Here is a 19,777-nt window from a genome sequence, read left to right on the forward strand (position 1 = left end):
GGTCAGCGGTCCTTGGGGTCGAGCGCATCGCGCAGGCCGTCGCCCACGAAGAAGAACGCAAAGAGCGTGATCAGGAAGAAGAAGAGCGGGTAGAACAGCATCCAGAGCGTGCCGTTGTTCATCTGCTTGGTGCCGAGACTCATGAGCGCGCCGAGCGAGGTGTTGGGTTCCTGCACCCCGAGCCCCAAGTAGGAGATGAAGCTCTCGAAGATGATCATCTGCGGCACCAGCAGCGTGGCATAGACGATGACGATTCCCAGCAGGTTGGGCACCACGTGGCGCAGGATGATCTTCAGCGGCTTCACGCCGGTGGCCACGGCGGCCTCGACGAATTCCTTGTTCTTGATGGTAAGGGTCTGACCTCGGGCGATCCGTGCCATGTCCAGCCAGGAAATCAGCCCGATCCCGATGAATAGCATCAGGATCGACCGGCCGAAGATCACCAGCATCAGGATGAGCACGAACATGAAGGGGATCGACATCAGCACGTCGACCGTGCGCATCATGATATTGTCGACCCGGCCACCGATGTAGCCCGCCGTGGCACCATAAAGCGTTCCGACCAGCACCGCGACCAGCGCGCCGACGATCCCCACCAGCAACGAGATCCGCGTGCCCTGTACCGTTCGCGCGTAAAGGTCGCGCCCGTCGATATCGACGCCGAAGTAATGCCCCGTCTCGATCGAGGGACTGCCTTGATAGGCATTCGCCCCCATTAGCGAGAAGTCAACGAAATCACGTTCATACTGGGCGATCAGCCCTCCGAAGGCGGCGAAGAGACAGATCAGGATCAGCACCACCAGCCCGATCAAGGCGGCTTTGTTGCGCAGGAAACGTGCCCGTGCGTCGGCCCAGAGCGACCTTCCCCTGACCTCGGCCAAGGCGCCGACCTCCTGCAGCATCTTGGCGTCGGGTTCTGCGAGTTTCATGGCGCTGCCCCCTTCTCAGTAGCGGATCTTCGGGTCGATCCAGGCGTAGAGGATATCGACGATCAGGTTGAAAGAGATGGTCAGAACACCCACCAGCAGCGTGATCCCCATGATCACGGCATAATCACGGTTGAAAGCCGAATTGACGAAGAACTGCCCGATGCCCCCGGTCGAGAAGATGATATCGACCACGACCGAGCCGGTGATCATCCCCACCATGGCCGGGCCGAGATATGACAACACCGGAAGCAGCGCCGGCTTCAGGGCATGGCGCAGGACCACGCGCCGCATCGGCAGGCCCTTGGCCTGGGCAGTCCGGATGAAATTGGAATTGAGCACTTCCAGCATGGACGACCGCGTGATCCGAGCGATCGAGGCCATGTAGGAGGTCGACAGCGCGATCACCGGCATGATGACGTATTCCCATTGCCCGCCGTTCCAGCCGCCACCGGGCAGCCAGCCCAGCCACAGCGTGAAGATCAGCACCAGGATCGGCGCCATGACGAAGTTGGGCAATGCCTGCGCCCCGATGGTGATGCCCACGGCCAGGTAATCCAGAACGGAATTCTGGCGCACTGCCGCGGACACGCCCAGCGACACGCCCACCACCATGGCCACGATCGCGGACCACAGCCCGTAGGTCAGTGTCACCGGGAAGCCCTGCGCGATGACGTCGTTCACGGTCCGGTCTGTATACTGGAAGGACGGGCCGAAATCGAATTGTGTCACAACGCCCCAGACATAGGACACCATCTGCCGCCACATGGGCTGGTCCAGGCCGTACTTGGCCTCCAGATTGGCCATGACCTCGGCCGGCAAGGGGCGTTCGGAATTGAAGGGCCCGCCGGGAGCAGAATACATCAGCAGAAAGCTGATCACGACCAGGATCAGAATCGTTGGAATGGCGATTGCGAGGCGCCGGACAATATAGGCAAACATGGCGGATGTCCTGAAAGGCGGTGACCCGCCCCCCCCCGGACAAGGGGCGCGGGCCGGTTTCGTATGAGCGGGCAATATTATTCGTCAGCGACGAAATACAGGTCCTTGGAATACCAGTTCTGCTGGACGTTCTCCACGGGCCAGGACGGGATCAGGTTCTCGTCCATCATGTAGACGCCGGCATAGTGGTAGACCGGGATCACCGGCATTTCCTCGGCGATGATCTGTTCCACCTGCGTGTAGTTGGCGCCGGGGTCCTCGGCCGTCTTGGCATCGGCCAGCAGCTGGTCGACCTCGGCGTTGGAATACTTGGCGTCGTTGTAGCCCGAATTGGTCTGCAACAGGTCGAGGAAGGTCGACGCCTCGTTGTAGTCACCACACCAGGCGCCACGGGCCAGTTCGAAGTCACCGTTGTTGCGTGCTTCCAGGAAGGTCTGCCATTCCATGTTGGCCAGCGTGGTTTCGACACCCAGTGTCTGGTTCCACATCTGGCTCATGGCGACGGCCACGGACCGATGGGCATCCGAGGTGTTGTAGACCATTTCGAAGGACAGCGGATTGTCCGCGCCATAGCCGGCCTCGGCCAGCAGATCTTGTGCCTTGGCGTTGCGCTCTTGCTGGGTCATCCCCGCCATCTCCACGCCCGGCACCTCGAAATTCGCGGTCGCGGCGGGGGTGAAGGTGTAGGCCGGGCTCTGACCGCCGGCGAGAACGTTCTCAACGATCACGTTGCGATCCACGGCGAGGGCGAGGGCTTGGCGGACACGCTGGTCCTTGAAAGCCTCGGGGCCGTCCTCGCGCAGGTTGAAGGTATAGTAGTAGTTGCACAGCCGCGGGAAGCTGATCGCCTCGTCGGGATGCTCTTCCTTGAGGCGCGGGAACTGCCCGGCAGGCACCTCGGTGCGGTCAAGCTCGCCGGCCAGGAACCGGGTCAGGGCCTGGTTCTCGTCGTTGATGACCAAGGCGGTCACGCGCTCCACGATGGTGTTCTCGGCATCCCAGTACATGTCGTTCTTGACGCGCACCGAGCGTTCCTGCGGTACATGCTCTTCCAGAACATAGGCACCGTTGGACACGATGTTCTCGGGGCGGGTCCAACGGTCGCCATGTTCCTCGACCACCGATTGCGGCACCGGGAAGGTGGTCGCATGGGTCAGCATCTGCGGGAAGTAGGGCAGCGGCTCTTTCAGGCGCACTTCGAGGGTGTAGTCGTCGATCGCGGTCACGCCCAGGTCTTCGAGCGGCGCGTCGCCGGAGATGACTTCATCGACGTTTTCCAGCGACATCAGGCTCATGTACCAGGCATAGGGCGAGGCCAGTTCGGGGCTGGCCGCGCGGCGCCAGGCATAGACGAAGTCACCGGCCGTAACCGGGTCGCCATTGGACCACTCTGCGCCCTCGCGCAGGGTGAAGGTGTAGGTCATGCCGTCATCGGACACGTCGTGCGACAGGGCCACGCCCGGTTCCAGCGTGGCGCCGGTCTTGCTGTCGTTGTAAAGACCTTCGAACAGGTCGCGCACGACCTCGGAGCCGGTCACGTCCTCGACGATGCCCGGATCGAGCGAGGAATGCTCGTCCAGAACGCGGTAGGTGAATTCCTGGGTTTCGGCCAGGGCCTCGCCGTTGGGGCCGGTCATGGCGTGGCTTTCGGCAAAGGCGACACCGGACATGGCTATCATCGCGGCCGCCGTGCTCATCAGAAGCTTGTTGTGGATTGTCATGAATTTCTCCCTTCGTGCGTCGCGGGGGCATTGGCCCGCGCCGCGCGGTTGTCATGGCCCCCCGTGTTGGCCCGGGGGAATGCGCCGAGTGTTCTGGGAGTCGCGATTGAACGCAAGGGTTGAGGCCGACAAAAAACAGCCGCCAAGGGCCTGACCCAGCGTAAGAAACCGGCCTGGGCGGCGGATCTCGGCGGATAATCGCCACCCTCCGGGCCCCTTGATGCGGTCAATCCAGGTAGTCCAGCCACGGCGCCTGTTCGGCGATCATGTGATCGACCAGTTCGGGCACCCCGCGCGACACGGTCACGACCGGATCGGCCAGCAGCGCCTGCACGGCAAGGTCACGCTTGCCCTGCAGCACCGTCTCGGCCGTCAGGTTGTGGACCCCGATCTGGTTGCACAGCAGCGCGCGCATTCCGGCTGGCAGATCGACTGCGATCCCGTGGACGCCGGACCCGTCCACGCGAGCGGGCACCTCCACGGCGATCCACTCCGGCAAATCGGCGATGAAACCGGCGTTGGGTATGTTCACGGCGGCCTCCTCGTAGGACACGCCCGTGATCAACCCCTCGATGATCGGCACCACGCGCTCGTGAAGATGTTCTTCGATCCGCGGCGTCACGTTGCCCAGGTGGCCCCGGTAATAGGTGTAGAAATCCATGATGCCGCGATGGTCGGCGCAGTCATGCGCCCAATGGATATATTCCCCGAAATGGCTGTCGGTGGTGATGGGCAGCACCCCGAACCTGTCGAGGATCAACTTGAAAAGCCGACGGTCCGACCAGGGGCGCATTTCGGTCACATGGCCCAGGTCGATTTCCATCCAGCCTTCGGTATCCACCGCGCGGCCGGTTCGGCGGCTTTCGGTCAGGATTTCGGAATAGCCGGGTTGGCGGCCGAAATGGGCCTCGGCCCGGGCGATCACGTCGCCATAGGCATCTTGGCCGCTGTCGGCATAGGTGCACTCGGTCAGCACCGAGAAATGGTTCAGTCCGCCCGCGCGGTAGCGGATGTTCTCTCGCGGCTGATCGAGCAGCGGCGGCAGGTTGCGTTCAAGGCTGGCGATCTCGTGGCACATGCCGATGAAACGCAGGCCCGGATAGGCGCGGTGGACCGTGGTGGCGATCCGGCTCATGGGGTTGGAATAGTTGAATACCGTGGCGCCGGGAGCGTGTTCCATCACCTTGCCGCAGATTTCGAGGATTGGCGGAATGATCCGCAGGGCATGGAACAGGCCGCCGGGACCGCCGTTCTCGCCGTAGACCTGAGCGATGCCGTATTGCTGCGGCAGGCGCCAGTCCATGTCCCAAAGGGCGAACCTGTCGCCCACCTCGATCGAGATCACGACAAAGTCCGCGTCCTTGAGTGCGGCGGCCAGGTCGGCCTCGACACGAACGGTCTGATGCAGGCCGGAGTCCTCGAGGTAGGCCTTGGCCATTTCCTCGGTCCGCCGCACGGCGGCGGCGTCGATGTCGTTGAGGACAATCTCGGCATCGGCCAGCGGGGCCGACTGGAAGATGTCGCCAAGCATGCCGGCGCCGAATTGCAGGCTGCCGGCACCGACCAAAACAATGCGTGTCATAGCGTGCGCCTTTACACAGGCCTGGCACCCTTGGCGACAGACCCTGTCAATCCTTGGAGATGTCTCAGCGGTAGTGCAGCGACTTGCCGTTGTGGAAGACCTGCACGCGCGAGGGGTCGGCGGTCAGACCCACGGTCTTGCCGCGCACATCAGCATGGATACCGGGCAGCTTGGCGATGATGGGTTCCTCGCGCCCGTCGGGATCGAAGTAGAGCAGTGTCACCTCGCCCAGCGCCTCGGTGATGGCCACCTTGCCCTGGTAGATGAAATCGCCCTCCGTTTCGGTGAAATCCTCGGGGCGCACGCCGACGTTGACCTTGAGGCCCTTGTCGGCCTCCCGGGTTGGCACATCGGCCACCGCAGTCCCCCCGCCGTCAAGCTTGACCGTGGTCTCGTCCCCGGTTCCGGTAATCTCTCCCGGCATCAGGTTCATGGCGGGCGAGCCGATGAATTGCGCCACGAATTCGTTCTCGGGGCGTTCGTAAAGCTGCAGCGGCGAACCGACCTGGGCGATGCCCTTGTTGGCAAGGACCACGATGCGGCTGGCCAGCGTCATGGCCTCGACCTGGTCGTGGGTAACGTAGATCATGGTGGAATCGGGCATGGATTCCTTGAGCTGCGCGATCTCGATACGGGTGGCGACGCGCAGCGCGGCGTCGAGGTTCGAAAGCGGCTCGTCGAAGAGATAGACCTTGGGGTCGCGCACGATCGAGCGGCCGATGGCCACACGCTGACGCTGGCCGCCCGACAGCGCCTTGGGCAGGCGATCCAGGTAGGGTTCCAACTGCAGGATCTTCGCGGCCTTGTTGACGGCGGCGTCGATCTCGTCCGGCGTTTTCTTGGCCAGCTTGAGCGCAAAGGCCATGTTGTCGCGCACCGTCATGTGCGGGTAAAGCGCGTAGGACTGGAACACCATGGCAATGCCGCGCTGCGCAGGGGGCACATCGTTGACGACGAGGCCGTCGATTTCAAGCGTGCCGCCGGTGATCTTTTCCAGCCCGGCGATCATGCGCAACAGGGTGGACTTGCCGCACCCCGAGGGGCCGACGAAGACAATCAGTTCGCCCTTCTTGATGTCGAGATTGATGTCCTTGAGCACCTCGACGGTGCCGCCATAGGTCTTTTCGACGTTCTCCAGCTTCAGGTCCGCCATCTGGTCCCTCCCTATTGTTCTTTCTAGCCGGTCACGCGGACAGCGAAGCATGGCTGCCACGGGCCGAGATGCAATTTACTGTCCGCCGAGACATGCGCCCCGCCCAGTTCGGCGCCGACAGGCGCCCAGTTGCCCTTGGGCAGCGCCAGTTCAGAGGGCGTGTCGGACAGATTGAAAGCGCAGAAGATTTCCTCCTCGCCGTGCATGCGCGTGAAATACACCACGTCCCCCTTGGCCTTGACGCCGTCATGGTCGCCCTTGGCCAAGGCCGGGTGGGCATGCCGGAATGCGATGGCGCGACGGTAGTGGTGGATCAGTGCGCCGGGGTCCTCCTCCTGGACCGCGACGGATCGATGCACGTGGTCGTGGCTGACCGGAAGCCATGTCTTGGGCGCGGTCGAGAAGCCGCCGTGCAGGTTCGATTCCTCCCATACCATCGGTGTGCGGCAGCCATCACGGCCCTTGAATTCCGGCCAGAACTCGACGCCGTAGGGATCCTGCAGGTCCTCGAAAGCGACATCGGCCTCGGGCAGGCCGAGTTCCTCGCCCTGGTAAAGGCAGACCGACCCGCGCAGGCACATTATGAGGGAGGCAAAGGCCCGCTGCGCCGCCGGGGTCAGGCCCCAGCGCGTTGCGTGGCGCATCACGTCGTGGTTGGAAAAGGCCCAGCAGGCCCAGCCTTCGGCGGCAACATCATCAACACGCGCCATGACATTGGCGATGCGATCGGGCGTGGGCTGGTCCTTGGCCAGGAACTCGAAGGCATAGCACATCTGCATCAGGTCGTCGCCGGCGGTGTATTCTCCCATGATCTCGAGCCCGCGCTGGGCATCGCCCACCTCGCCCACGGCGGCTGCGTTGAAGGGCGCCATGACTTGGCGCAGCTTGCGCAGGAAGTCCAGGTTCTCGGGTTGGTTCTTGGAATAGAGATGTTCCTGGTGGTTGTAGGGATTCACGCTTGGCGCGATGTTGGCGTTGCGCTTCTCCACCGGCAGCGGCGGGTTGTCGCGTAGCTGGGCGTCGTGCACGTAGAAGTTGATCGTGTCCAGGCGGAACCCGTCCACCCCGCGGTGCAGCCAGAACCGCCCGACGTCGAGCAGGGCCTCCTGCACCCGTGGTTCGTGGAAGTTCAGGTCAGGCTGCGACGACAGGAAGTTGTGCAGGTAGTACTGTTCGCGGCGTGGGTCCCACTGCCAGGCCGAGCCGCCGAAGATGGACAGCCAATTGTTCGGCGGCGTGCCGTCGGGCTTGGGATCGGCCCAGACATACCAGTTGGTCTTGTCGTTGTCGCGGCTGGCGCGGCTCTCGATGAACCACGGGTGCCGGTCGCTGGTGTGGCTGAGGACCAGGTCGATCATCACCTTCAGCCCCAGTCCATGCGCGGTTTCGACAACAGCATCGAAATCGGCCAGGGTGCCGAACATCGGGTCGACGTCGCAATAGTCGCTGACATCGTAGCCGAAGTCCTTCATGGGCGAGGTGAAGAAGGGCGATATCCAGATCGCATCGACGCCAAGCGACGCGATGTAGGGCAGCCGCTGGACGATCCCGGCAAGGTCGCCGATGCCGTCACCGTTGCTGTCCTGGAAGCTGCGCGGGTAGATCTGGTAGATCACCGCGCCACGCCACCAGTCCTGCTCCTTGTCCAGTACCTTGCTTGGCACAAGCGCCTCCAGTTTAGACATGATTGCCTTGTCTTTCCTTGTTGACCTGTGGGGCTTACTTGACCGAGCCGGCCAGCATCCCCCGCACGAGGTATTTTTGCATTGCGAAGAACACCACCAGCGGCACCGCGATCGACACGAAGGCCGCCGTCGCGAGGATTTCCCAATTGCCGCCGCGGGTGCCCAGAAGCTCGACGATCTGGTTGGTCATGACCGTGGTATCGCCACTGGCGTCGATCAGGAACACCTTGGCCACCAGCAGGTCGTTCCAGGTCCAGAGGAACTGGAAGATGGCGAAAGAGGCCAGAGCGGGAAAGGACAGCGGCAGAATGATCTTCGTGAAGATCTGGAATTCCGTCGCGCCGTCCACCCGGGCGTTTTCGATGATGTCACGCGGCAAACCCACCATGTAGTTTCGCAAGAGGTAGATCGCCAACGGCAGGCCAAAGGCGGTATGGGCCAGCCAGACCCCCAGGTAGCCCTTGCCGATCCCGATCCCCAGGTGCAGCCGCAAGAGCGGGATCAGCGCCAACTGAAGCGGCACGACCAGCAGACCCACGACCATGGCGATCAAGAGCGCGCGGCCCGGAAAGTCCATCCAGGCCAGCGCATAGGCCGCGAAGGCCGCCACCACGATCGGGATGATCGTGGCCGGAATCGTCACGGTCAGCGTGTTGAAGAACGCCTTGGCCATGCTGTCGGTGCTATCGCCGGACAGCAGGACCTGTTCGTAGTTGGCCAGCGTGAATTCCGGCGGCGCCTTCGCGGTGACAAAAACCCGCTGGCCGCGACCCGAGATCTGGTCTTCTGTGCCACGCCAGATGTAGTCGCCGTTCTCGGCGACGGTCATTGTCTCGCCCTCGCCCATATCGGCGGTTTCGCCGGCCTGGTAGGCCGAGATGTCACGCGAGGACGTGCCCCAGGTGCTGATGACTTTCTCGGACCCGGCCTCGAAGAGATTGCCGTTGACAATGTACATGTCGCCGTCGGCGACGCGGTTCTCGTCGGGGCTGTCGGCGCGCAGCACCTCGCTTTGCTCCGAGGCCGACATCGAAGCCCACCAGCCGGAGGTGTTGATCTGGTCCACGGTCCTGAAGGAGGAGATGAACAGGCCCAGCGTGGGAAAGAGCCAGAGCAGGACCAGCGCCAGCGTTGCCAGGTGCACCGCCCAGGTCAGGCTCGACTTTGTTCCGGCGATATTGTCCATCAGCGCATCTCCTTGCGGGCGTTGTAGACGTTCCAGACCAGGATGGGCGAGACCAGCAGCATGATGACGATGGCGCTGGCCGAACCGACGCCCCAATCATTTGCCCGGAACAGCTTGTCGAACATGTAGTTGGCAAGGACCTGGGTTTCCCACTGGCCGTTTGTCATGGCGAAGACGATGTCGAAGATCTTGAGAACGACCAGCGTGATCGTGGTCCAGACCACGACGATGGTGCCCATGATCTGCGGCACCTTGATCTGGAAGAAGACCTCGAAGGGGTTCGCACCGTCGACGATGGCGGCCTCGACGGTTTCCTCCGGGATGCCACGCAAAGCGGCCGAGAGGATCACCATGGCAAAGCCGGTCTGGATCCAGATCAGCACGATCATCAGGAAGAAGTTGTTGTAGAAGGGGATCGTCAGCCATTGCTGCGGCTCGCCGTAGGGCAGCTGCATGCTGAAGATCTCGACCACCTGCCAAAGCGAGGTGACGACAAGGTAAGCGGCCCCCGCAAGCCCGACCATCCGCAGGACCGATCCGAACCTGCTGTAGGAGGACCCCTGTCCAAGAAAGGGCTTGAGCAGGATGTAGCCCACGTAGGCCACCATGGCCGCGAAGCTCAGCAAAATGATGGCCGGCAGCACCTTGAGCGCGAAAAAGCTGCCCACGCCGCCGTCGAATTGAAGCCACAGGGCGTTGAGCACACCGATCTGGGCCTGGTCCGCGGGACGGGCCACGTAGATCAGGCGGAAGATGACCGAGGCGCCGACGAAGGAAATCGCCATGGGCATGAAGATCAGCGACTTGGCGATGGCGCCCCACTTGATCCGGTCGGTCAGCTGCGCGGCCAGAAGGCCGAAGGCAGTCGACGCCGCGGGCACCACGAATAGCCAAAGCATGTTGTTGCGCATGGCTTCCCAGAACTTGGTCTCGCCGAACATCTGCTGATAGTTTGCCAGGCCCACGAAGCCACCATCCTGGTCACGGTCCGTCAGGGACAGACGCAGTGTTTCGACCACGGGATAAAGAAGATAAAGACTGAGGAAGACCATCGCGGGTAGCAAGAACAGCCAGGGCCGCACCTGGTTGGCGCGGTTGATGTTGTGGCCCGCCTTCGGCCCCTTGGCCGGAAAGATGACCTTGTCGAGCAGCTGATTGGAAAAATAGAAGTATCCCAGGCAGCCGCCGACCCCGATCAGGATCGTGATGAGTCCCTGTAGTGCTGGTGACATGTGCCCCTCCCTGACGCGCCTGTCACGGCGTTCCGGTCTTGCTGGGGACGGCCCGGCGCGAGGCCGGGCCATCCGTTCTTTCGATCCGGGCGACGCCGCTTACTTGAGCGAGTCCCAGCTGTCCTGGATTTCCGAGGCGACGTCCTCGGCGTCCGCACCGCCGGCGTAGTCGACCATGCCGGTCCAGAAGGACCCGGCACCGACACCGCCCGGCATCAGGTCGGAAGCGTCGAAGCGGAAGGTGGTCGCCTCGAGCAGGATGTCGTTCATCTTGGCCAGGGTGGGATCCGCAAAGGTCGAGGTATCCACGCCGGTGTGCGGCGTCAGGAAGCCACCAAGCCCCATCCAGATCTCGTGGGCTTCAGGGGTCTGAAGAAACGCCATCAGGTCATGGGCCGCCTCGTTCTCGTTGGTGATGGACCACATGGTGCCAGCACCCAGGACCGGGGTGCCCAGGTCCTCTTCCTCGTAAGCGGGGAAGTAGAAGAAATCGGCGTCGAGACCGACCTCCGTCCCCTCGGGGAAGAACGCGGGGATGAAGGAGGCCTGGCGGTGCATGTAGCACTGCGGCGGCGCGTCAAACAGTCCCTTGGGGCTGTCGCGGAAGTCGGTCGAGGCCACGGCATCGGCTCCACCGGCAACATAGTCGTCGTTGCGCGCGAAGTAGCCGAACTCCTCGATCGCGTTCACGACCGGCTCGGAGTCGAAGGGAATCTCGTTGGAAACCCACTGGTCATAGACGGACGGCGACTGCGTGCGCAGCATCATGTCCTCGACCCAGTCGGTGGCGGGCCAGCCGGTTGCGCCACCCGAACCCAGGCCAATGCACCACGGCGTTTCGCCATCGGCCACCATCTGGTCCGTGAGCGCCTTGAGATCTTCCATCGTTTCGGGCACGTCATAGCCCGCGTCCTCGAAATTCTCGGGCGAATACCAGACCAGCGATTTCACATCGACCTTGTAAAAGAAGCCGTAGAGGTCCGCTTGCCCGTCGGGGCCGGCATAGGTGCCCAGATCGACCCAGGACTGGCCGGCGGCATAGTTTTCCTTGATCCAGTCGCCCGTCCCGTCCTTGAGCGGCGTCAGAAACCCGCGCGATGCAAGATCGGCTGCCAGACCCGGCTGCGGAAAGACCGCGATATTGGGGGCAGAGCCTGCCTCGGCATCGACCACGATCTGCTGCTCGAAACTGTCGGACCCGACATAGCTGACAGCGTGCCCCGATTTATCAGCGAAATCGGACAGGACCGCCTCGACCAGTTCCTGGTCCGGACCGAGCCAAGGACCGAACACTGTCAGGTCTTCGGCGCTGGCGGCACCGGCAAACACGGCTGCAATGGCGACGCCCGACGTGAGTGTCTGTTTCATGAATAACCTCCCGAGTTGCGCGTGTTGGCGCGAAATTCTCCAGTGCTTCAGAATCACTCCAAAGCGCTTTGGATACGTCACGCTCCCCGATTTGCCCTGACCTGTCAATCTGAACATACGCGGATAATTCCGTTTTTATTGCTGCTTTGCAGCAAGTTCACCCGCGCAAAAGGGCTTTTACAGGCCACCGATTTATGTCTAACTGAGGGCGAAAATTCAAAGCGCTTTGGGCAAATAACCGTGAATCTCAAACAACTCTCGAAGCATCTGAAACTATCCCAGACCACGGTGAGCCGTGCGTTGAACGGGTATCCAGAGGTCAGCGAACACACCCGAAACAGGATCTTGAAGGCTGCGCAGGACCTGAATTATCGCCCGAACACCCGGGCCAAGGGGCTGGCCACGGGACGTGCGCTTGCCATCGGCCATGTCATACCGGTGTCCAACCAGCACGAGATGGTCAATCCGGTCTTCGGCGATTTCATCGCCGGTGCCGGCGACAGCTATGCGCGCGCCGGCTATGACATGATCCTGACCCGCGTGCCCGACAACGAGGTTTCTCGGGTTTATCACGACATCAAGGCGCGCGGGAACGTGGACGGTATCATCGTTCACGGACCGGTGATCAACGACCCGCGCATTTCGCTGCTGTCGCGGATTGGCCTGCCCTTCGTGGTGCATGGGCGCTCGACGGATGTGAACCAGCCCTATTCCTGGATCGACGTGAACAATCGCGGCGCGTTCGAACGCGGGACGCAATTGCTGATCGAACTGGGCCACCGCCGGATCGCGCTTCTGAACGGCCTGGAGCATATGGATTTCGCATTCCGGCGCCGCACCGGTTACGAAAACGCCCTGCGCAACAATGCCCTGTCGGTAGAGCCGGACCTGATGCGCAGCGAAGAAATGACCGAGATTTTCGGCTACCGCAGCGCCCGGGACATGCTGGACCGCGAAGACAGACCCACGGCGTTCGTGTGTTCCTCGATCATCACCGCGATGGGGGTACGGCGCGCGGTACATGAAGCCGGGCTGGTGCTGGCCCGGGACGTGTCGATCGTCACCCATGACGACGCATTGAGCTATCTGGAAAACGGCGATGACGTGCCGATCTTCACCGCGCTGCGGTCATCGGTGCGTTCGGCCGGGTCGCTCGCGGCGGACATGCTGCTGTCGCTGATCGCCGCCCCGCAATCAGGACCAAGGACGCGGCTGCTGGAGGCGGAGCTGATCATCGGGCGCTCGACCGGCCCTGCTGCAACCTAAAGGACATTGCAATGTTGACCTTCTCACGGCAGGACTTTCCTGACGACTTCATCTTTGGCACCGCCACGTCCAGCTACCAGATCGAAGGCCACGCGTTCGGTGGCGCTGGCCGGACCCACTGGGACAGTTTCGCCGCCACACCGGGCAACGTGGTGCGTGCAGAGACCGGCGATCGGGCCTGCGATCACTACCAAAGGTTCGAGGCGGATCTCGATCTGGTCCAGGCAGCCGGGCTGGACGCCTACCGCTTTTCCACAAGCTGGGCGCGGGTGCTGCCCGAAGGGCGCGGCACCCCCAATCCCGAGGGACTGGATTTCTACGACCGGCTGACCGACGCGATGCTGCAGCGCGGCCTGAAGCCTTGCGCGACGCTTTATCACTGGGAACTGCCCGTGGCGCTGGCCGATCTGGGCGGCTGGCGCAACCCGGACATGCCCGAATGGTTTGCCGAATTCACCGAGGTGATCATGGGCCGCATCGGCGACCGGATGTTTTCCGTGGCCCCAATCAACGAGCCGTGGTGCGTCGGCTGGCTGTCGCATTTTCTGGGCCACCACGCGCCGGGCCTGCGTGACATCCGCGCAACGGCGCATGCGATGCATCATGTTCTCAAGGCGCATGGCACCGCCATCCAGGTGATGCGCGGGTTGGGCATGACCAACCTGGGCGGCGTGTTCAACATGGAGTGGGCCACTCCGGTGGATGACAGTGACGCGGCGCAGAAGGCGGCGGCGCTCTATGACGGATACTACAACCATTTCTTCCTGTCCGGCGTGTTCAAGGGCCGATACCCCGAAAACGTGATGGAGGGGTTGGAGCCACATATGCCCAAGGGCTGGCAGGATGATTTCGGCGTGATCCAGAGCCCGCTCGACTGGTGCGGGATCAATTACTACACCCGCAAGATCATCGCGCCGAATGACGGCCCCTGGCCCAGCCATGAAGAGGTCGAAGGCCCATTGCCCAAAACCTACATGGGCTGGGAGATTTACCCGGACGGCCTGTGCGATTTCCTGACCCGCACGGCGCGGGACTACACCGGCGACCTGCCGCTTTACGTGACCGAAAACGGCATGGCGGCCCCGGACGTGATCGAACGGGGCAGCGTGCAGGATCCGCACCGGATCGACTATCTCGACAGCCACGTTGCCGCGGTACAGCGCGCGATGGCCAAGGGGGCACCGGTCAAGGGCTATTTCATCTGGTCGCTGATGGACAATTACGAATGGGCGCTTGGGTATGACAAACGCTTCGGGCTGGTGCATGTGGATTTCGACACGCTGGACCGCACTCCCAAATCCTCGTATCACGCGCTGAAATCCGCGCTGACCGGGACCTGACATGACCACATCCTCGACCCTGACTGCCCTGGTCGCCGATCTTGGCGGCACCAATACCCGTGTCGCCCTGACCGACGGCGCCGCCGTGCGCAGCGACACGATCCGGCGCTTTCGGAATGCGGAACATCCCGATCTCCTGTCCGTGCTGCGCAGCTACCTTGAGCAGTTCGACGTGGTGCCGGATGCCGCCTGTGTCGCAATGGCAGGGCCGGTGCGCGACGGGGTGGGCGAATTGACCAATCTCAGCTGGACCATCGACCGCGCCTCGGTTTCGGCGGCGACCGGGGCCGGGACAGTTGCGGTTCTCAACGATCTGCAAGCGCAGGGACATGCGCTCGACGTGCTGCGACCCGAAGTGATCCGGACGGTTCTCCCCGGCCAACCCGCCGGCGACCGGGCCGCGCGACTGGTGATCGGCATCGGCACCGGGATGAACGCGGCGGCCGTTTACCGGCTGGGTGAACGCACGCTGGTGCCCCCCTCGGAAGCCGGGCACGTGTCACTGCCTGCGCAAACCGAGGATGAACTGCGCCTGTTGGAATGGATCGCGCGCAAACATGGCACCCCCGGGTTCGAGGATGTGTTGTCTGGGCGCGGCTTCGAACGCGTCTACGAATGGCTGTGCGACGCGGCGGGTATGGATGCCTCACTGGATGCCGGCGGGATCATGCAGGCGGTCAATGATGGCTCCAGCGAAATCGCGGAAGAGGCCGCGCGCGTGTTCATCCGCATGCTCGGCCGTGCCGCGGGGAACCTGACGCTGGTGCATTTGCCTTTCGGTGGCATCTACCTGTGTGGCGGCGTCGCCCGACATTTCGCACCGCATCTGCACCGGCTGGGCTTCCGCGCGGCGTTTCAGGACAAGGGTCGGTTCTCGGAGTTCATGGACCAGTTCCCGGTCCACCTGGTCGAAGATGATTACGCCGCCCTGTCGGGGTCTGCCGCGCATTTGCAAGAGCTGATCGGCTAGGGTCTGACCGGCGAACCGCAGGCGATGTCGCCGATGCGGATCCATGTCAGCCCAAGCGCGGCCATGCGATCCGCGTCTTCATCCCGGGTCTCGCGGCGCCAGTGTTTCGGGACACTGGCATGTGCCGCGCCTGCGTTTCACAGAATGACCCGATGCTCTTTCTGTCCCTTGGTGCCAGAGGGTGCCGCAAAGGTCATTCCATCGCTTTTTCCAGCGGGATCAAGCCCTTCTGCCGCGGTTGTGATGTAAAGCATTGACAGGTCAGCCCCGCCGAAGGCCGGACAACTGGCCTGCTCTCCCGGCACATCTATGGCGCGCAGGAACCCTCCGTCAGGGCCGTAGCAAGCCACCCGCGCGGCGCCCCATTGCGCCACCCAGAGGTTGCCATCCGCATCCACGACCGCGCCATCGGGGTTCAACCCTTCAGCGCTCAGATCGGTGAAAAGATCCGGCTTGCCGGCCGGGAACCCGTCGTCGTCCAGCGCCACGCACAGGATCTTGCGCTTGACCGTGTCCGTATAGAACGCGTGTCGGTGGTCCGGGGCAAAACAAATCGCGTTGGAAATCGTGATCTTGTCGAAAAGCCTGGTCAGCGCACCGTCGTAATAGCGATAGATCGCCCCCGCCCCCGGCTCGGCGTTCTTGCCCATCGTCCCGATCCAGAACCCGCCCCACGGGTCGGCGCGGCCATCATTCGACCGGGTCACGGGATTGTCGAATTCGAGCGGATGCACAAAGCTGCTTTCGCCCGAGGCGGTGTCAAACACCGAAAGCGCGGTTTCGCTGGCGATCAGAAGCTGGCCGCTGTCGATCCAGCCTGCGGCGGACACGTATTCGTCGAAATCCCAGCTTTGTTCGTTGGTCCCGTCGCTGCGGTAAAGCCGTTTGCCGATGATATCGAACCAGTAGAGCACCTGTTCCACGGGGTGCCAGAGCGGCCCCTCGCCCAATGTGCATTTTGTCGAACTGAAAATTCTGGACATCAGGTGGATCCTTCGTCGTAGGCCGCGACGATGTCTTGCGCGCGGGCCGTGATATCGTCAACAGTAGCGCCCGGTTTGTAAAGCGCCGACCCGATGCCGAACCCATCCACACCCGCCGCGAACCAGTCGGCAAAATTTGCGGGGCCTGCGCCGCCCACCGCATAGGTCTCTGTACCCTCGGGCAAAACCGCCTTGATCGCCTTGAGACCGTCCGGGCCGATCAGCGAACCGGGAAACAGCTTCAGACCATCGGCGCCGTTGCGCAAGGCGGTAAAGCACTCCGTTGGCGTCATAACGCCGGGATAGCTCTGCAGGCCCAGTTGCTTGGTCGCCACGATCACACGCGGGTTGCAATCGGGCGACACCACCATCCCCGCGCCGATCCTGTGCAGGCGCTGCACGTCGTCAGGGCTCAGGACCGTGCCGGCGCCGATCACGGCTGTCTGGCCAAAGGCATCGACCATCCGCTTGATCGACGTGAAGGGATCGGGCGAATTGAGCGGAACCTCTATCCGGTCGATACCGGCCTCCAGCAAGGCTTCGGTGATCGGCACGGCCTCATCCGGTGTGATCCCGCGCAGGATTGCTATGATCTTGCGATTTTTCATGGTGTTTCCCGCCTGTTTGTCTTGAAGGCCGCCTTCAGCCCTTCCAGCGTCATGCGTTCTGTATTGGTGCGCTCCACCGGCAGTCCCTGCGCGGACAGCGCATCTGCGTAAGGTTTGCAAACCGCGTCCTCTCCGATCAGGGCGACATGCTGACCCAGCCAATAGGGCCTCGCAGCCGCAAGCTCCGCCCCGATCACAAGACCGGACAGGCGCGCGCGGGCAACATGCTGATCAAGGTCATTCAACAACCCTTCGGCCCGCAGGGAAAACAGCTTGGCCGCCATTTCCGCAGGGCGCGACAGCGTGTCGGCAACCGCCTGGGCAAATGCATCCGCATCCCAGCCTTGGGCGGCCACGGAGTGGCGCAGAATCGATTGTGACGACAGCCAGCCGAACATCTCCCCGGTCATGAACGTGCGGAAGCTGACGATCTCGCCTGCGCTGATGTGCACCCACTTGCTGTGCGTTCCGGGCAGGCAGATCACGCCATCGAATTTCGGATTGAGCGCGAGAAAGCCCGCGATCTGGGTTTCCTCGCCGCGCATCACGTCCGCGGGATTGGTCTGCTTGACACCCGGCAGAATGTGCACGGACAAGCGCGGGTCGTTGGTCGAGACACGGGTCGCACGGTCTATGCCCGGCGGCGCGCAGGGTATGGCGACATATTTCGCCTCGGCCCACCCCTGCCGCGATCCAGCCATGCCGCAGACGATTATCGGGGTGTTTCCAGCACCCAGCATGTCGCCGGCAAGATCGAGCAATGCCGGTTCGAATCCGTCACGCGCGAGGCGGCCCATCCCGGCATCGCTGGTTTTGCGTGCCTCGACCGTGCCGCCCTTCGACATCCCCCAGACGCGCAGGTGGGACGTGCCCCAATCAACCGCCAGCCAATCGGTCATGCCGCCACTGCCTGGCCGGTGATCATGCGTTCGGCATTCAACAAACCCGGTTCCTCGAAATAATGAAATGTCGCGTGAGATGTCATTCGGGACGCCTTCTTCAGTCTCGCAAAATCATTGAACTTATCGCACTGCGCAGCCCAGGATTGGCCACGAGGCTTGGAATCTGCCGCGATTTCAGGTCAGTGTTTGGGTGCGGATCCCTCATGGCAGCGTGGTAGACGTGTTTCATGTCTTCATCAACCACCGCCCGGACAACCGACTTACGCGTCGAGCGGATCAAACATCCGGGCGATCACTTGCCTCACTTGCAGACCAAAGATGAGGCGCCTTCGCGCTGATAAGCGCTGAAGGCCGGGTTCTCTGTCGAAGGCCGTTTGCGGTCCACTTGCACACAGACGCCGGGCGGTCCTTCACTTCAAGGGCACAGACACCTTGAACTGCACCGTCTCAATGCCGGGATTTTCCGCGTAAAGGCCCGCGTTGGAGCGATGATCATAGCTCACCGCCAAGCGCCAGCCATTTCGGGTCTCGTAGCCCAGCTCCAGGCCGGAGCGGAATGCCACCGTCCCGCCCAGATCGAAACCGCCATTGTCGAAATAAAGCCCGGGCATGGCATGCAATTCGGCATAGGCCCCGGTCTGCCCAAGCGGCAATGAATATGTCGCACCGGCTCCGACCCATGTTTCGCCCTCTTCCGCGACAGACAGACCCGCAGCGGTGCCGAAGGGACCATAGGTGCGGCCAAGATCATAGCGCAGATACAGTTCCGCCGCCGGATCGGCCCGCCGTTCGAGGAACTCGCCGCCCGAAATTGAAAGCCGCGGCTTGCTGTCGGATGAGCCCAGACAGCCCGAGGCAGTGCCGCAATGGTTCATGCCCATGTCGGTCATGCCAAGAACGAACAGCAGTGCTGCGAAGGTTCCGTCTGCCATCAACTCCATCCCTTTGCTCTGACGCAGTAATTACCAACACTTGGGTCAAATCCAGTGCGAAGTCCAGCCAGACCTGATCCTCCTGTTGCGGCAGGTTCCTGCTGACCACCCTGTCTGCCCCGAAACGTGCAACACATTCTTCGTTTTTCACCCAAGGAGCACGCCTGGTAGGTGAGCAAACACAAACAGCCCGACCTGTCAGGGACGTGGTCCTCAACATGAGCAAGAAAGGACATCCACATGTTCAGGACATTACTGATCTCGACCATCGCCACACCGCTCTTCATGCACATGGCCATCGCCCAGGACCCGGAAAACGTGATTGTCGAAAACCAGGACACGGCGGAGGTCCGCGGTGACTGGGTGCTTGGCGCGAGGGTCTATACGCCCAGTGGTGAAATGATCGGCTCCATCGAGGATCTGATCCTGAATTCGGAAGAAGGCTTGGTCAACGCGGCTGTCGTCTCTGTCGGCGGTTTCCTCGGCTTCGGCGCAAAGGAAATCGCGGTCGAATGGTCGGAGCTGGAACTCAACTACGATGCCAACGAAGTCACGCTCGGAATCACCCGGGAAGAGGCCGAGGATGCGCCGGAATACAGCTTCCGCGAACGGGAGTCCGCACCAGCTCCCCAGGCTGACCCTGGAACCGGCGTCGGCACGGGCACCACCGGCACAACAGGAACCGGCGTCGGTACCACTGGCACCGGTAACTGACCGCTGGTTGCGTTGAATGCCCCGGTCCCAAAGCGGAGGCGGTGGACCAATGGTCCTGCCGTCTCGACGGTCCGTGCGAGTTTATTACCGGAAATGGATAGTCACCAAACCCAAGACAATGCATCAGAGAGATACTGTGGTTTTTACTAGGTTTGGCGGTGACCTACTCTCCCACGACTTGAGTCGCAGTACCATTGGCGCGGTGGCACTTAACGGCCGGGTTCGGAATGGGACCGGGTGTTTTGCTCACGCTATGACCACCAAACC

The 19,777-nt window shown here is 62.4% G+C and carries 17 protein-coding genes and 1 rRNA gene; 4 read left to right on the forward strand and 14 right to left on the reverse strand.

Annotation, left to right across the window (positions count from 1 at the left end):
• Nucleotides 1–2 precede the first annotated feature (2 nt).
• The 9 genes from VJ897_RS09540 to VJ897_RS09580 form a co-directional block, all read right to left on the reverse strand.
• Nucleotides 3–929, reverse strand: coding sequence for an ABC transporter permease subunit (locus VJ897_RS09540; RefSeq protein ID WP_324055377.1), 927 nt, complete (start codon nucleotides 927–929; stop codon nucleotides 3–5).
• Between the two features lie 15 nt (nucleotides 930–944).
• Nucleotides 945–1,868, reverse strand: a complete 924-nt coding sequence (gene oppB, locus VJ897_RS09545) for an oligopeptide ABC transporter permease OppB (protein ID WP_324055378.1) — start codon at nucleotides 1,866–1,868, stop codon at nucleotides 945–947.
• Between the two features lie 77 nt (nucleotides 1,869–1,945).
• A complete protein-coding gene (locus VJ897_RS09550; protein ID WP_324055379.1) occupies nucleotides 1,946–3,589 on the reverse strand; it encodes a peptide ABC transporter substrate-binding protein in 1,644 nt (547 codons plus the stop codon).
• Between the two features lie 226 nt (nucleotides 3,590–3,815).
• On the reverse strand, nucleotides 3,816–5,171 hold the full coding sequence (locus tag VJ897_RS09555) for a family 4 glycosyl hydrolase (RefSeq protein WP_324055380.1): 1,356 nt from the start codon (nucleotides 5,169–5,171) through the stop codon (nucleotides 3,816–3,818).
• A gap of 64 nt (nucleotides 5,172–5,235) precedes the next feature.
• On the reverse strand, nucleotides 5,236–6,324 hold the full coding sequence (locus VJ897_RS09560) for an ABC transporter ATP-binding protein (protein WP_324055381.1): 1,089 nt from the start codon (nucleotides 6,322–6,324) through the stop codon (nucleotides 5,236–5,238).
• Between the two features lie 23 nt (nucleotides 6,325–6,347).
• Complete coding sequence (locus VJ897_RS09565; RefSeq protein WP_324055382.1) at nucleotides 6,348–8,009, reverse strand: alpha-amylase family glycosyl hydrolase; 1,662 nt, start codon at nucleotides 8,007–8,009, stop codon at nucleotides 6,348–6,350.
• Nucleotides 8,010–8,043: 34 nt separating this feature from the next.
• The gene (locus VJ897_RS09570) at nucleotides 8,044–9,195 is read right to left on the reverse strand and encodes a carbohydrate ABC transporter permease (RefSeq protein WP_324055383.1); all 1,152 of its coding nucleotides are present in this window, start codon (nucleotides 9,193–9,195) and stop codon (nucleotides 8,044–8,046) included.
• A complete protein-coding gene (locus tag VJ897_RS09575) occupies nucleotides 9,195–10,427 on the reverse strand; it encodes a carbohydrate ABC transporter permease (RefSeq protein WP_324055384.1) in 1,233 nt (410 codons plus the stop codon). The genes VJ897_RS09570 and VJ897_RS09575 overlap by 1 nt, the downstream gene beginning before the upstream one ends.
• Before the next feature lie 99 nt (nucleotides 10,428–10,526).
• Complete coding sequence (locus VJ897_RS09580) at nucleotides 10,527–11,795, reverse strand: ABC transporter substrate-binding protein (RefSeq protein WP_324055385.1); 1,269 nt, start codon at nucleotides 11,793–11,795, stop codon at nucleotides 10,527–10,529.
• Nucleotides 11,796–12,035: 240 nt separating this feature from the next.
• Here VJ897_RS09580 and VJ897_RS09585 point away from each other — a divergent pair, with 240 nt between their 5' ends.
• Genes VJ897_RS09585 through VJ897_RS09595 form a run of 3 tightly spaced genes read left to right on the forward strand, consistent with a single transcriptional unit; the run spans nucleotide 12,036 to nucleotide 15,371 of the window.
• Nucleotides 12,036–13,061 (forward strand): substrate-binding domain-containing protein, encoded by a 1,026-nt coding sequence (locus VJ897_RS09585; protein ID WP_292288135.1) that lies wholly within the window; start codon nucleotides 12,036–12,038, stop codon nucleotides 13,059–13,061.
• A gap of 11 nt (nucleotides 13,062–13,072) precedes the next feature.
• Nucleotides 13,073–14,401, forward strand: coding sequence for a GH1 family beta-glucosidase (locus tag VJ897_RS09590; protein WP_292288136.1), 1,329 nt, complete (start codon nucleotides 13,073–13,075; stop codon nucleotides 14,399–14,401).
• A gap of 1 nt (nucleotide 14,402) precedes the next feature.
• Nucleotides 14,403–15,371 carry a glucokinase gene (locus tag VJ897_RS09595; protein ID WP_292288137.1) on the forward strand — a complete coding sequence of 323 codons (969 nt, stop codon included), beginning with the start codon at nucleotides 14,403–14,405 and terminating at the stop codon, nucleotides 15,369–15,371.
• A 137-nt stretch (nucleotides 15,372–15,508) separates the two neighbouring features.
• Here the strand turns inward: VJ897_RS09595 and VJ897_RS09600 are convergent, their stop codons facing one another.
• The 4 genes from VJ897_RS09600 to VJ897_RS09615 form a co-directional block, all read right to left on the reverse strand.
• Nucleotides 15,509–16,354 carry an SMP-30/gluconolactonase/LRE family protein gene (locus tag VJ897_RS09600; RefSeq protein ID WP_324055386.1) on the reverse strand — a complete coding sequence of 282 codons (846 nt, stop codon included), beginning with the start codon at nucleotides 16,352–16,354 and terminating at the stop codon, nucleotides 15,509–15,511.
• A complete protein-coding gene (locus VJ897_RS09605; protein ID WP_324055387.1) occupies nucleotides 16,354–16,962 on the reverse strand; it encodes a 2-dehydro-3-deoxy-6-phosphogalactonate aldolase in 609 nt (202 codons plus the stop codon). The genes VJ897_RS09600 and VJ897_RS09605 overlap by 1 nt, the downstream gene beginning before the upstream one ends.
• On the reverse strand, nucleotides 16,959–17,861 hold the full coding sequence (locus tag VJ897_RS09610) for a 2-dehydro-3-deoxygalactonokinase (RefSeq protein WP_324055388.1): 903 nt from the start codon (nucleotides 17,859–17,861) through the stop codon (nucleotides 16,959–16,961). The genes VJ897_RS09605 and VJ897_RS09610 overlap by 4 nt, the downstream gene beginning before the upstream one ends.
• Nucleotides 17,862–18,274: 413 nt before the next feature.
• Nucleotides 18,275–18,796 (reverse strand): acyloxyacyl hydrolase, encoded by a 522-nt coding sequence (locus VJ897_RS09615; RefSeq protein WP_324055389.1) that lies wholly within the window; start codon nucleotides 18,794–18,796, stop codon nucleotides 18,275–18,277.
• Between the two features lie 240 nt (nucleotides 18,797–19,036).
• Between VJ897_RS09615 and VJ897_RS09620 the strand changes: the two genes are divergently transcribed.
• The gene (locus VJ897_RS09620) at nucleotides 19,037–19,510 is read left to right on the forward strand and encodes a PRC-barrel domain-containing protein (RefSeq protein ID WP_292288142.1); all 474 of its coding nucleotides are present in this window, start codon (nucleotides 19,037–19,039) and stop codon (nucleotides 19,508–19,510) included.
• 150 nt (nucleotides 19,511–19,660) lie between these two features.
• Here VJ897_RS09620 and rrf read toward each other — a convergent pair.
• A 5S ribosomal RNA gene (gene rrf / locus VJ897_RS09625) occupies nucleotides 19,661–19,775 on the reverse strand.
• Nucleotides 19,776–19,777 lie beyond the last annotated feature (2 nt).

It is taken from the genome of Salibaculum sp. (assembly GCF_035270045.1).
Classification (GTDB): domain Bacteria; phylum Pseudomonadota; class Alphaproteobacteria; order Rhodobacterales; family Rhodobacteraceae; genus Salibaculum.